Source organism: Roseateles sp. P4_D2 (genome assembly GCF_056401875.1).
Genome location: NZ_JBFUIM010000019.1, coordinates 71,789 through 83,947 on the forward strand (window position 1 = coordinate 71,789; position 12,159 = coordinate 83,947).

At 67.8% G+C, this 12,159-nt stretch carries 11 protein-coding genes; 7 read left to right on the top strand and 4 right to left on the bottom strand.

Annotation, left to right across the window (positions count from 1 at the left end; genetic code table 11):
• Window positions 1–5 precede the first annotated feature (5 nt).
• Together AC1DW0_RS27300 and AC1DW0_RS27305 are read left to right on the top strand one after the other, a co-directional pair.
• A complete protein-coding gene (locus AC1DW0_RS27300; protein ID WP_056200116.1) occupies window positions 6–953 on the top strand; it encodes a LysR family transcriptional regulator in 948 nt (315 codons plus the stop codon).
• Between the two features lie 152 nt (window positions 954–1,105).
• Window positions 1,106–1,660 (top strand): PEP-CTERM sorting domain-containing protein, encoded by a 555-nt coding sequence (locus tag AC1DW0_RS27305; protein WP_056200115.1) that lies wholly within the window; start codon window positions 1,106–1,108, stop codon window positions 1,658–1,660.
• A 59-nt stretch (window positions 1,661–1,719) separates the two neighbouring features.
• Here AC1DW0_RS27305 and AC1DW0_RS27310 read toward each other — a convergent pair whose 3' ends face one another.
• Complete coding sequence (locus tag AC1DW0_RS27310) at window positions 1,720–2,283, bottom strand: hypothetical protein (protein WP_477949176.1); 564 nt, start codon at window positions 2,281–2,283, stop codon at window positions 1,720–1,722.
• 179 nt (window positions 2,284–2,462) lie between these two features.
• Between AC1DW0_RS27310 and AC1DW0_RS27315 the strand changes: the two genes are divergently transcribed.
• Genes AC1DW0_RS27315 through rsmA form a run of 3 tightly spaced genes read left to right on the top strand, consistent with a single transcriptional unit; the run spans window position 2,463 to window position 6,978 of the window.
• Window positions 2,463–4,904, top strand: coding sequence for an LPS-assembly protein LptD (locus AC1DW0_RS27315; RefSeq protein WP_477949177.1), 2,442 nt, complete (start codon window positions 2,463–2,465; stop codon window positions 4,902–4,904).
• Window positions 4,901–6,211 (top strand): peptidylprolyl isomerase, encoded by a 1,311-nt coding sequence (locus tag AC1DW0_RS27320; protein WP_056200108.1) that lies wholly within the window; start codon window positions 4,901–4,903, stop codon window positions 6,209–6,211. The genes AC1DW0_RS27315 and AC1DW0_RS27320 overlap by 4 nt, the downstream gene beginning before the upstream one ends.
• Window positions 6,199–6,978 carry a 16S rRNA (adenine(1518)-N(6)/adenine(1519)-N(6))-dimethyltransferase RsmA gene (gene rsmA / locus AC1DW0_RS27325; RefSeq protein ID WP_235532028.1) on the top strand — a complete coding sequence of 260 codons (780 nt, stop codon included), beginning with the start codon at window positions 6,199–6,201 and terminating at the stop codon, window positions 6,976–6,978. Before AC1DW0_RS27320 ends, rsmA begins: the two co-directional genes overlap by 13 nt.
• 215 nt (window positions 6,979–7,193) lie before the next feature.
• Here rsmA and AC1DW0_RS27330 read toward each other — a convergent pair whose 3' ends face one another.
• From AC1DW0_RS27330 to AC1DW0_RS27340, 3 genes are all read right to left on the bottom strand, one after another.
• A complete protein-coding gene (locus tag AC1DW0_RS27330) occupies window positions 7,194–7,589 on the bottom strand; it encodes a barstar family protein (protein WP_056200105.1) in 396 nt (131 codons plus the stop codon).
• 46 nt (window positions 7,590–7,635) lie between these two features.
• Window positions 7,636–8,064: a guanyl-specific ribonuclease gene (locus AC1DW0_RS27335; RefSeq protein ID WP_457321200.1), complete on the bottom strand. Its 429-nt coding sequence runs from the start codon at window positions 8,062–8,064 to the stop codon at window positions 7,636–7,638.
• Window positions 8,065–8,307: 243 nt separating this feature from the next.
• Window positions 8,308–10,605 carry an NADP-dependent malic enzyme gene (locus AC1DW0_RS27340; RefSeq protein ID WP_056200098.1) on the bottom strand — a complete coding sequence of 766 codons (2,298 nt, stop codon included), beginning with the start codon at window positions 10,603–10,605 and terminating at the stop codon, window positions 8,308–8,310.
• A 90-nt stretch (window positions 10,606–10,695) separates the two neighbouring features.
• Here AC1DW0_RS27340 and thiL point away from each other — a divergent pair, with 90 nt between their 5' ends.
• Entirely contained in the window at window positions 10,696–11,634 is a 939-nt protein-coding gene (gene thiL, locus AC1DW0_RS27345; RefSeq protein ID WP_457350820.1) for a thiamine-phosphate kinase, read from the top strand.
• The gene (locus tag AC1DW0_RS27350; RefSeq protein ID WP_477949180.1) at window positions 11,631–12,158 is read left to right on the top strand and encodes a phosphatidylglycerophosphatase A family protein; all 528 of its coding nucleotides are present in this window, start codon (window positions 11,631–11,633) and stop codon (window positions 12,156–12,158) included. The genes thiL and AC1DW0_RS27350 overlap by 4 nt, the downstream gene beginning before the upstream one ends.
• Window position 12,159 lies beyond the last annotated feature (1 nt).

The window sequence follows — 12,159 nt, forward strand, 5'->3', positions numbered from 1 at the left end:
CCAGGATGGATCAGCTACGCGCCATCAAGGTTTTCGTCCGCGTCATCGACGAGGGCAGTTTTGCCGCCGCGGCACGCGGGCTGGACCTGGCGCCGGCCGTCGTCACGCGGCTGGTGGCCGAGCTGGAAGAGCATCTCGGCACGCGGCTCTTGAACCGCACGACGCGGCGGCTGTCGCTGACCGAGATCGGCGAGGCCTATCTGGAGCGGGCGCGGCGCATCCTGGCCGATGTCGACGAGGCCGCGGCGCTGGCCGCCTCGGCCACCCAAGAGGTGCGCGGCCTGCTGCGCATCCTGTGCCCGCCGGCCATCGCCGTGCATCAGCTCGCCAAGCACCTGCCCAAGTTCCATCGCGAGTACCCGCTGGTGACGCTGGAGATCACGTCGCCCGGCCCGGTCGACACGGTGGACGATGCCTACGACCTGACCATCTTCCTGTCCCGCGAGACGCTGGACGGCGATTTCATCGCCCGCCGCCTGGCACGCAGTGAATTCATCATGTGCGCCTCGCCCGACTATCTGGACCAGCGCGGCCGCCCCCAGCATCCGCACGACCTCAAGCAACACGACGCGCTGCTGCCGCCCACGCCTTCGCTGATGCGCGGCCTGACGCTGCAGCGCGGCGACGGCACCGAGGAGATCACCCTGCCCATCGTGCCCTCGCGCGCCGCGCTGTCGACGACGCACATGGACACCAATTACGCCGCCGCCCTGCACGGCCTGGGCGTGGCCGGGCTGCCCAGCTTCATGGTCGAGGACGCGCTGCTGGAGCAGGCGCTGGAGCGCGTCATGCCGCAGTGGCGGCTGTTTGGCACGACGCTGTGGGCCGGCATGCCGACCCGCAAATACGTGCCGGCACGCACGCGCGCCTTCCTCGACTTCCTGCTGCAGATCTTCGGCGGCGAGGACAAGGACCCCTGGCTGGTCGCGGCGGGCTGCGCGACCTGCCCCTGAGGCGCTGCCCCCGTGATCACGGGGGAAGACGCGGCCGGGCGGCTGCGAACTTGTTCACAAGGCATGGCCTGACCCCCTGGAGGCGAGGGGGCGGAGCTTGGAGGTGACCCGGGCAATATGCGTCCGTCGTCAACCCCTAGTTCATAAATCAAATGACCTTCTCGACCAAGCTGTTGGCCGTCGCCCTCACTACCGTCATCGGCCTGGGCGCCGGTGCCGCTCACGCCGGCCTCGTGGCGCACGCCGATGTGAACGGCTATGCCACCTTCCAGGACACGACCACCGGCCGTGTCTGGCTCCAGCTGCCCGACCTGTTCAACATGAACTACATGGCTCAGGTCAACACGGCCACCGCTGCCGGCTTCTCGGTCGCTTCGCTGAGCGACGTGGATGCGCTGTGGACCAGCACGCCCGGCGGCGACTGGAACGCGCTGAGCTCGGTCATCGGTGGTTCGTCCTCGCGCGGCCTGATGTGGGGCAACTACGCCGACGTCGGTGCCAGCAACCCGAATGCCTATGCCTACGCCTACGCCGGCACCAATGGCAGCTGGGACCACTACAACCCCAATAACACTTCGGCCTACAGCGACCTGGGCCTGTGGGCCTACCAGACCGGTGCCGCCGCTCTGCCTGAACCGGCCAGCTATGCGCTGGTGGGCATTGCCCTGGCCGGTGTCGGCCTGGCCAAGCGCCGCCGCAAGGCCTGATTCATCCGCACCCCACGGCGACCCCGCGGCCTCGGCCCCGGGGTCGTTTTGCTTTCGGCTCAGCGCAGGCTGAAACCGAGCACGAAGAATTCTGGATGGCGCGCCTCCATCGCCCGCTTGAGCGGCCCGAAGGCGACGTAGCGGCTCGATGTCTTGGCGACATGGGCCATCAGCCGGCGCTCGTCGGCGTGGCCTTCGCCCAGGGTCGCCAGCAGCACAAGGTGTTGGCGCAACGCGCTCCATTCCAGCCGCCGCCAGTACTCGCCGAAGTCGGCCGCCAGGTCCTCGTCTAGCAGACCCTCGGCGCGGCATTCCTGCCAATGGCGTGCGGCCCAGTCGATCTCCTGGGCCTCGTCCCAAGCCAGCTCGGGCGGGCGCAGCAGCGCGGCAAGGGCCTGCGTCACGCAGCCCTGTGGCGCGTCATCGACGAGGCGGTGCAGCACGCCGTCCAGCCCCGCCTCGGCAACGCGGCCCAGGCCGGTGCGCAGGGCGTTGGCATCGGGCGGGGCTGGCGGCAGGGGATGGGCGCGCAACTCGGCGCAGGCGGCGCGCATCAGGCGGTCGGCGTCGGCGGGGCGGGCAAGCAGTTCGGCAATCAAGGCCGAGGTCGGGGCATAGGTCATAGGGAAGGGCCCTCGTGGATAATGAAATTCTAGGGAAGCGCTGAATGAGTTCCCGCGATGCGGCGCGCCGTGATTTGGGATGGGCTGCAAGGCGCAAAGCACAGCCATGGCTGGGGCCATGGCGAGCATTTGCAACGCCGCAGACCGCCCAAAACACGGATGCGCCGCGCGCGAGGAACTTGTTCAGCGCTTCCTTACCTGCCGGCCCCGGCATCCTCACCGACTCCGAGCCTTTGCCGTCCGTGCCGCGCTTCTCCCGATTTCCCACCGCAGCCCTGCTACCCGCCCTCGTTGCCCTGGCCCTGTGCGCCTGGGGGCAGGCGTCGGCCCAGCAGCAGGCTGGCCCCGCAGAGGCCCTGCCACTGCGCGGCAGCCGCGTGCTCGGGCCGGCGTCCAAGACCGGTGCCAAGCCGGCCCTGGTCATCAGCGCCAACAAGGTCTCGGCCCAGCTGGATCAGAAGGCCGAGGGCCTGGGCGACGTCGAGCTGCGCTACGGCGAGCTGGTGCTGAACGCCGACAAGCTGGACTACAGCGTCGTGGACGACCTTGCCCGGGCTGAAGGCCAGGTGCGCATCAACCACAACGGCAATGTCTTCTCCGGCCCGCTGCTGCAGCTCTATGTGAGCCGCTTCGAGGGCGAGTTCCTGACCCCCCGCTTCTTCCTCGCGGCCACGGGCGGCGCCGGCAAGGCCCAGGTGCTGAAATTCCAGGACAGCGAGCACATGAGCGCCACCGAGGGCAGCTACACCAGCTGCCCCGCCGTGGAGAACCAGGAGCCGGCCTGGCAGATCACGGCCAAGCAGCTGCGCATGGACCTGGCCGCCAACGAAGGCCAGGCCGACGGCGCAGTGCTGCGCTTCCTGGGCATGCCGCTGCTCGCCGCACCGTCATTGAGCTTCCCGCTCAGCTCGGCGCGCAAGTCGGGCTGGCTGCCGCCGAATCTGTTCCTGGACAACCGCAGCGGCCTTGAATTCGGCGTGCCCTATTACTGGAACATCGCGCCGCAGCGCGATGCGACCTTCACGCCTTTCATCATGAGCAAGCGCGGCGTGGGTCTGGACAGCGAGTTCCGCTACCTCGAGCCTGACCATGCCGGCCGCATCAACGTCGACCTGCTGCCCGGCGACCGCGTCTTCGGCCGTTCGCGCTGGAGCCTCAAGCTCAACAACGACGGCCATGTGTTTGGCGACTGGCGCTACCGGCTCAAGAGCGAACGCGTGTCTGACGACGACTACTGGAAGGACATGTCGCGCCGCGTCGAGAGCCAGACGCCGCGCCTGCTGGCCAATGACTTCACGCTGAACCGCCAACGCGAGCTGTCCTGGGGCGTCATCGACACCTATGCCCGCGTGCAGCGCTGGCAGGCTTTGCAGGGCACCGACGTCCCCTCGCAGTTCGATTCGCCGTTCCAGCGCAGCCCGCAGGTCGGCGTTCGCGTGACGACGGCGGCCGATGAGGCGGTGCTCGACAGCTTCCGCCCCTGGGGCCGCAAGGCAAGGCTGGAGGGCGGGCTGGAGCTGGAGTACAACCGTTTCGACCTGCCGGGCTCGGCGCTGGCCGGTCAGCCGCGTGGCGGGCAGCGCGTGCATGCCCTGGGCCACGTCAGCGCACCGCTGGGTGGCGAGGCCTGGTGGTTCATCCCGCGAGCCTCGTTCAATGCGGCCGCCTACGATCTCGACCAGGCCCAGTCCGACGGCCGTCGGCGCATGGGCCGGGTCATTCCGACGCTGAGCATCGACCACGGCTGGGTCTTCGAGCGCGACACGACGCTGTTCGGCCGCGACTACCGGCAAAGCCTCGAGCCGCGGCTGCTCTACGTCAACACGCCCTTCCGCGACCAGGCCAACCTGCCCAACTTCGACGCGGCGGCCAAGGACTTCAACTTCGACTCCATCTACACCGACAACCCCTTCTCGGGCGTGGACCGGGTGTCGGACCTGCATGCACTGAGTGCGGGCGTGACCAGCCGCTGGATCGGCACCAACACGGGCGAGGAGATCCTGCGCCTGGGAGCCGTGCAGCGCTTCCTGTTCCGCGATCAGAAGATCACACCCGACGGCCAGCCTGTCACGCAGCGCTTCTCCGATCTGCTGCTGGCTGCCGCCGCCCACCTGGACGAGAAGTGGTGGGCCGACGGCACGCTGGAGTTCAACCCCGAGACCAACCGTTCGGTGCGATCGGTGCTGCGCGGGCGCTATTCGCCCGGGCCCTACAAGACCGTCAGCGTCGCCTATCGGCTGGCGCGGGGGCAGAGCGAGCAGGTCGAACTGGCCTGGCAATGGCCGATCTACGGTACCCCTGTCACCTCACGCGGTGCCGACAGCAAGGCCTGCGGCGGCGCCTGGTACAGCGCCGGCCGCGTGCAGTACTCGCTGCGCGACCGGCGCCTGACTGATTCGGTCATGGGCTTCGAGTACGACGCCGGTTGCTGGGTGCTGCGCTGGGGCGTCGAGCGGCTGTCCACCGGCCGCGCCGAAACGAACACGCGGCTGATGCTGCAACTGGAGCTCGTCGGCCTGTCACAGCTCGGTTCGAACGCCCTCAAAGTCTTGAAGGACAATGTGCCCGGTTACCGAAGGCTGAGCTCCGACCGCTCACCGAGTTCAGATTTCCAACCATGATCTATCGCCTAGCTCCCCTCTTTCTTGCCGTGACGCTGGCCTTGGCCGCTTTCCAGGCCCAGGCCCAGACGCCCACGCTGCAGCCGGGGGACTACATCGCCGCCGTCGTCAACCAGGACGTCGTCGCCGCCAGTGAGGTCATCCAGCGTACCGAACGCCTGCGCCAGGAAGCCCGCCAGAAGGGCGAGGTCATGCCCGAGACGGCCGGCCTGCGCAAGCAGGCGCTGGAGGCCCTCATCGAGGATCGCGTCCTCGTCACCTACGCCCGCGAGACCGGCCAGAAGATCGACGAGGCCGAGCTGGACCGCGTGGTGGCCAACGTCGCCGCGCAGAACAAGCTGACGATGGCGCAGCTGCGCGATCGCCTGAAGGCCGACGGCACCGACTACAAGAGCTTTCGCGAGAACCTGCGCGACCAGATGATGACGGAGCGCGTGCGCGAGCGCGAAGTGCAGGGACGCATCAAGGTGACGGACGCCGAGATCGACGCCTACCTCGACAAGAAGCGCAATGAACTCGCCAGCGGCGGCATGGTCAACCTCGCCCAGGTGCTCGTGCCGGTGCCCGATGGCGCGCCGGAAAGCGTCGTCACCGAACGCCGCACCCGTGCTGAAGGTGCCCTGGCGCGCATCAAGGGCGGTGAGGACTTCGCCCGCGTCGCCCGCGAGGTGTCCGAAGACAGCAACAAGGCGCGCGGCGGCGAGATCGGCCTGCGCCCGGCCGATCGGCTGCCCGACGTGTTCGTCAATGCCGTCAAGGGGCTGAAGAGCGGCGAGGTCGCGCCTCAGCTGCTGCGCACCGGCGCGGGCTTTCACGTCCTCAAGGTCATCGAGCGCCAAGGTGGCGCATCCCTGACGCAGGCCGTGCAGACCCATGCCCGGCACATCCTGCTGCGCCCCTCGGCACAGCTGACGGCCGAAGTCGCGGCCCGCCGCCTGGCCGAATTCAAGCGCCAGATCGAGACCGGTTCGGCCAAGTTCGAGCAACTCGCCCGCGCCAATTCCGAGGACGGCAGCGCCCCCGAAGGCGGTGACCTGGGCTGGATGGCTGCCGGCGGTTTTGTGCCGGAATTCGAGGAAGCGATGAACGTGCTGCCGCTGAACGGCATCTCGGGACCGGTCGTGTCGCGCTTCGGCGTGCACCTGATCCAGGTGCTGGAGCGCCGCACGGTCGATGTCGAGATGAAGCAGCTGCGCGACCAGGCCCGCGGCGCACTGCGCGAGCAGAAATACGACGAGGCCTATCAGGAGTGGGTCAAGGATCTGCGGGCGAAGGCGTTTGTTGAAGTGCGCGAGTGGCTCGACTGAGTTCCCACATCCCCCGCAAGCGCTTCGGGCAGCATTTCCTGACCGACAAGGCGCTGATCGAGGCCATCGTCGACCTGATCGATCCGCAGCCGGGCGAGACCCTGGTCGAGATCGGCCCTGGCTTGGGCGCGATGACGCTGCCGCTGCTGGCGCGACACAAGCCGCTGACCGTCATCGAACTGGACCGCGACCTGGCTGCGCGCCTGCGCAAGCGCGACGACGTCGAGGTCATCGAGTCGGACGTGCTCAAGGTCGACTTCAAGGCGCTGGCTGCCACCAAGGGCGCCAAGCTGCGCGTGGTCGGCAACCTGCCCTACAACATCTCCACGCCCATCCTCTTTCACCTGCTGGATGCGGTGGACGACGTCGTCGACCAGCACTTCATGCTGCAGAAGGAAGTGGTGGACCGCATGGCCGCCGCACCGGGCCGCAAGGACTACGGGCGCCTCAGCGTGATGCTGCAGTGGCGCTACGACATTGAATCGGTGCTGGAAGTGCCGCCCGAGGCCTTCGACCCGCCGCCGCGCGTGAACTCGGCCATCGTGCGCATGCAGCCGTTGGCCAGGCCGCCAGCGGTAGACCCGGCCCTGCTGGGGGCGCTGGTCACCAGCGCCTTCTCGCAGCGCCGCAAGTTGCTGCGCCACAGCCTGGGCCATTGGCTGGCCGAGCGCGGCTTTTCGGGCCACTTCGACCTGCAGCGCCGCGCCGAGGAGGTGCCGGTCGACGAATTCGTCGCGCTGGCGCTTGAAGTGCCGCAGCAGAAATGAAAACGGGACCCGAGGGTCCCGTTCTGCTTTCGATAGTTCAGCGCTTCAAGCTGCGCTGAGCCACATCGAGGTGTCGAAGGCACTGCACATCATCGGCATGTTCATGCCGAAGTTGGGGTTGCCAACCGTCGCCTTGGCGCTTTTCGGCGCAGGCTTTTCAATAACCGGGGCCACTTCAGTAGCCCGCTCCCATGACCCGTTATCTTGGGAGCGGGCTACTGAAAAGAATAGAAGCACCTGAACGCTATCTTCCTGTCGGCCCAATAGTCGGCCGTGTCTCGGAAGACATCGAGCAATTGCTCTCTCGCCTCGCGGTCGAATCGCACGTTGTCGGGCAACTGCTCCAGCACCACGACAAAGCCTGGCTGAGAGCCAGACTTGTGCACGAGGTCGGTCATGCAGTCATGCAGGGCGTCCAGGTTCTTGCCGAAATGCGCTGGAAACAGGAAGGCCTGCGCGATGCCATCGAGCACGTCCTGCTTGGACTGCGCCTCCGACAGGTTGGCGTACAGGAAATGCTGGCCCGCTTCTTGGGCGGCCTGCATCAAGTCCTCGACCCTGTAGGCCCGTATGGCCTGCACGATATTGGGACGGACGGTCTGCAAAAGCATGGTCGCGTTCCTCCTTTCAAGTCACAAAACTGCTGAACCCTCGACTTCACCGGGCCGCTTGGGCGCGAACGCGCTTGAAGCTGGCATAGTGATCGCCGGTGTAATAACAAATCTCGGGCGCCGTCGGCGGCGTGCCACCGCAGATAAGGCGGCGGGCACCGCGGTTGCGGGCGCCAGGGGTCTTGACCGTGTATTCGCGATAGAAGCCGCGAGCCTTGCGGGGCAGCAGACGCTCGCGATTGCCGAACACCACGCCGTCCTTGGCATAAGGAAACGGGCCACCGGCGAGAACGAGCCGGTGCGTTTCCTGGGCCTGGGCGGGCAGCTCGCTCAGCGAAATTTCAGCCAGAGCGGGCGTTGCGGTGGGGGGCTTATCGCCGACGGCTTCCTTGGCTTGCGCGCCTCCGGCCAAGCCGGAAAGCAGCAGGGCGGTGGTGACCGCCGAGGCGCCGGAGCGCGCCAGCCACGAGAGCAAAAACACGGGTTAACCCTGAACGAGAAACCGTAATGGTACCGAAGCGACCCCAAAAGCTCAAGCTCGGCGCGGGCGCCGGAGTCTGGAATAGGGTCATGTGAGCCAGCACTCACGCGCGTCTAAGTGATTGATTTCACTCGCAGCATGACAGCTGCATGACGCAGTTTTGGGTCGTGAAAACTTCTGTCAATTGGGGGAGTCCGGGCGCTTTTGCCCTGTTCCCCCTTGGAGCCGGTGCCAGGTTCAGGCGCGTGCCGCGTTCGCGTCGGCGACGGTCAGGGCCGTCATGTTGACGATGCGGCGCACGGTGGCCGAAGGCGTCAGGATGTGCACCGGTTTGGCCGCGCCGAGCAGCACGGGGCCGATGGCGATGCCGCCGCCGGCGGCCGTCTTCAGCAGGTTGTAGGAGATGTTGGCGGCGTCGATATTGGGCAGCACCAGCAGGTTGGCCTCGCCCGTCAGCGGGCTGGTGGGCATGATCTGCTTGCGGTAGGGGGCGTCTAGCGCGGTATCGCCATGCATCTCGCCGTCGACCTCCAGCCACGGCGCGAGCTGCCGCAGCAGCGCCAGCGTGTCGCGCATCTTTACGGCCGACGGCTTGTCGCTGGTGCCGAAGTTGCTGTGCGACAGCAGGGCGGCCTTCGGCGTCAGGCCGAAGCGGCACATCTCCTGGGCGGCCATGACGGTGATCTCGGCAAGCTGCTCGGCGGTCGGGTCGTAGTTGACGTGGGTGTCCACCAGCATGACCTGGCGGCCCGGCAGGATCAGCCCGTTCATGCAGGCATAGGTCTTCACGCCGGCGCGCTTGCCGATGACCTGGTCGATGTACTGCAGGTGCGTGGCGGTCGTGCCCCAGGTGCCGCAGAGCAGACCATCGACCTCGCCCTTGTGCAGCAGCATGGAGCTGATCAGCGTCAGCCGGCGGCGCATCTCGATCTTGGCAAGCTGCTGGGTGACGCCCTTGCGCTCGGTCATCTGCAGGTAGGTCTGCCAGTAGTCGCGGTAGCGGTCGTCGTGCTCGACGTTGACGACGTCATAGTCGCGGCCCTGCTGCAGGCGCAGGCCGAAGCGCTCGCAGCGCTCGGCGATGACCTGCGGGCGGCCCACCAGCGTCGGGCGCGCCAGGCCTTCGTCGACGACGACCTGTGCGGCGCGCAACACGCGCTCCTCCTCACCCTCGGCGTAGGCAACGCGCTTGTTGGGCGCCCGCTTGGCCGCGGTGAAGATGGGCTTCATCGTGTTGCCCGAGGCGTAGACGAAGCTCTGCAGCTTCTCGCGGTAGGCGTCCCAGTCCTGGATGGGCCGCGCCGCGACGCCGGAGTCGGCAGCCGCCTTGGCGACGGCCGGCGCGATGCGCATCATCAGCCGTGGATCGAAGGGCTTGGGAATCAGGTACTCCGCGCCAAAGCTCAGCGTCGCGCCCACATAGGCTGCGGCCACCACCTCGCTCTGCTCGGCCTGGGCAAGATCAGCAATGGCGTGCACCGCGGCGATCTCCATCTCGACGTTGATCGTCGTCGCGCCCGAGTCCAGTGCGCCGCGGAAGATGTAGGGGAAGCACAGGACGTTGTTGACCTGGTTGGGGTAGTCCGTGCGGCCCGTGGCCATGATGGCGTCGCCGCGCACGGCCTGGACTTCTTCCGGCAGGATTTCCGGCGTCGGATTGGCCAGCGCGAAGATCAGCGGTTGCGCGGCCATGGTCGCGACCATGTCGGCCTTCAGCACGCCGCCGGCCGACAGGCCCAGGAAGACGTCGGCGCCGGCAATCGCCTCGCGCAGGCTGCGCTGCGAGGTCGGCTGCGCGAAGACGGCCTTGTCCGGGTCCATCAGCTCGGTGCGCCCCTCGTAGACGACGCCGGCCAGGTCGGTCACCCAGATGTTCTCGCGCGGCAGCCCGAGCTTGACGAGCAGGCCCAGGCAGGCAAGCGCCGCCGCGCCTGCGCCCGACGTGACGAGCTTGACCTGCTTGATGTCCTTGCCGACGACCTTGAGGCCGTTCAGGAAGGCCGCGCCGACGACGATGGCGGTGCCATGCTGGTCGTCGTGGAAGACGGGGATCTTCATGCGCTCGCGCAGCTTGCGCTCGACATAGAAGCAGTCCGGCGCCTTGATGTCTTCGAGGTTGATGCCGCCGAAGGTGGGCTCCAGCGCGGCGATGCAGTCGACCAGCTTGTCGAGGTCGTTTTCGGCCACCTCGAGGTCAAACACGTCGATGCCGGCGAACTTCTTGAACAGGACGCCCTTGCCCTCCATGACGGGCTTGGACGCCAGCGGCCCGATATTGCCCAGGCCCAGCACGGCCGTGCCGTTGGAGACGACGGCGACCAGGTTGCCGCGCGAGGTGTAGCGGAAGGCATTGGCCGGGTCCGCGACGATCTCTTCGCAGGCCGCAGCCACGCCCGGCGAGTAGGCCAGAGCCAGGTCGTGCTGATTGACGAGCTGCTTGGTCGCCGCGATGGCGATCTTGCCCGGCGTCGGGAACTCGTGGTACTCGAGAGCGGCCTGGCGGAGTTGGGCGCGTTTTTCTTCGGAGCTGGACATGGCGGGATCACAAGGTGCCGACGGGGCTGGAATCATGCCACCCAAGGGCGCGCCGGGCGCTGTGGATGTCCACAAGGTCTAATCGTGGCCATGGGCGAATTCGATCTGATCAGGCGCTACTTCCAGCGCCCCGCGGTGGCTGGCGTCGAGGTGGGCGTGGGCGACGACTGCGCAGTGCTCGTGCCCACGCCCGGTGCGCGCTGGCTGGTTTCCAGTGACATGCTGGTCGAGGGGCGGCACTTCCTGTCGACGGTCGATCCGGTGCGCCTCGGCCACAAGGCGCTGGCCGTCAACCTGAGCGACCTGGCCGCCTGCGGTGCGACGCCGCGAGGCTTCACTTTGGCCCTGGCCCTGCCGCGCGTTGACGAAGCCTGGCTGGCCGGTTTCTCGCGCGGCCTGTTGGCCCTGGCCGACGCCCATGCCTGCCCGCTGATCGGCGGCGACACGACGCAGGGGCCGTTGAATCTCTGCATCACCGTCTTCGGCGAGGCGCCGCCGGGGCGGGCCTTGCTGCGCGGCGGCGCGCAAGTGGGTGACGAGATCTGGGTGTCGGGGCGGCTCGGTGATGCGCGGCTGGCGCTGGAGGTGTTCCGTGGCACTGTGGCCGTGGATGGCGCCGGCTTCGAGGAAGTGCGTGCCGCGATGGAGCTGCCAACGCCGCGCGTCGCACTGGGCCAGGCGCTGCGCGGCATCGCGACGGCGGCCATCGACGTGTCAGACGGGCTGCTCGGCGATCTGGGCCACATCCTGGCGGCTTCCCGCGTTGGCGCGCGTCTGGACGTCGATGCGCTGCCCCGCAGCGAGGTGCTGGCTGCGCAGGCGGCCGCCGTGCAGCAGGAATGCCTGCTGGCGGGCGGCGACGACTACGAACTGGTCTTCACCGCGCCAGCCGGTGCGCGGCTGCCCGATGTGGGCGTGGCATTGACGCGCATCGGCGTCATCGAAGCCGAGCCCGGGTTGCGCGTTGTCGACGCGCGCGGCGCAGTGGTTGAGCACGGCCTGCGCTCCTTCGACCACTTCAAGTCATGAGCGGCGCACCGGTCCGTCCGACGCCGGCCTTCATGCTGCGCCACCCGGCGCGCTGGATCGCCCTGGGCTTCGGCAGCGGCCTGAGCCCCAAAGCGCCCGGTACCGTCGGCACCCTTTGGGCCTGGCTGGTGTTCTGGGTCATCTCGCCGTGGATGAGCGAGCTGGCCTGGGGCCTGCTGATCGGCATCGGCACGCTGGTGGGCTGGTGGGCCTGCACGTGCACGGCGCGCGACATGAACACACCCGACCCGGGCTCCATCGTCTGGGACGAGGTGCTGGCCTTCTGGCTCATCCTGTGGCTGATCGCGCCGGTGGGCTGGCTGGGCCAGCTCATTGCCTTCGGCCTGTTCCGCTTCTTCGACGCCGCCAAGCCCGGGCCGGTGGGCTGGGCGGATCGGCTTTTCAAGGGTGAGCGCGGCGCCGCGGTCACCTGGGCGCAGGGCTTCGGCATCCTGTTCGACGATTTCGTTGCGGCCGGCTGTACGCTCGCTGTCATCGCGCTCTACCGCTTTGTGATGGGGTAAG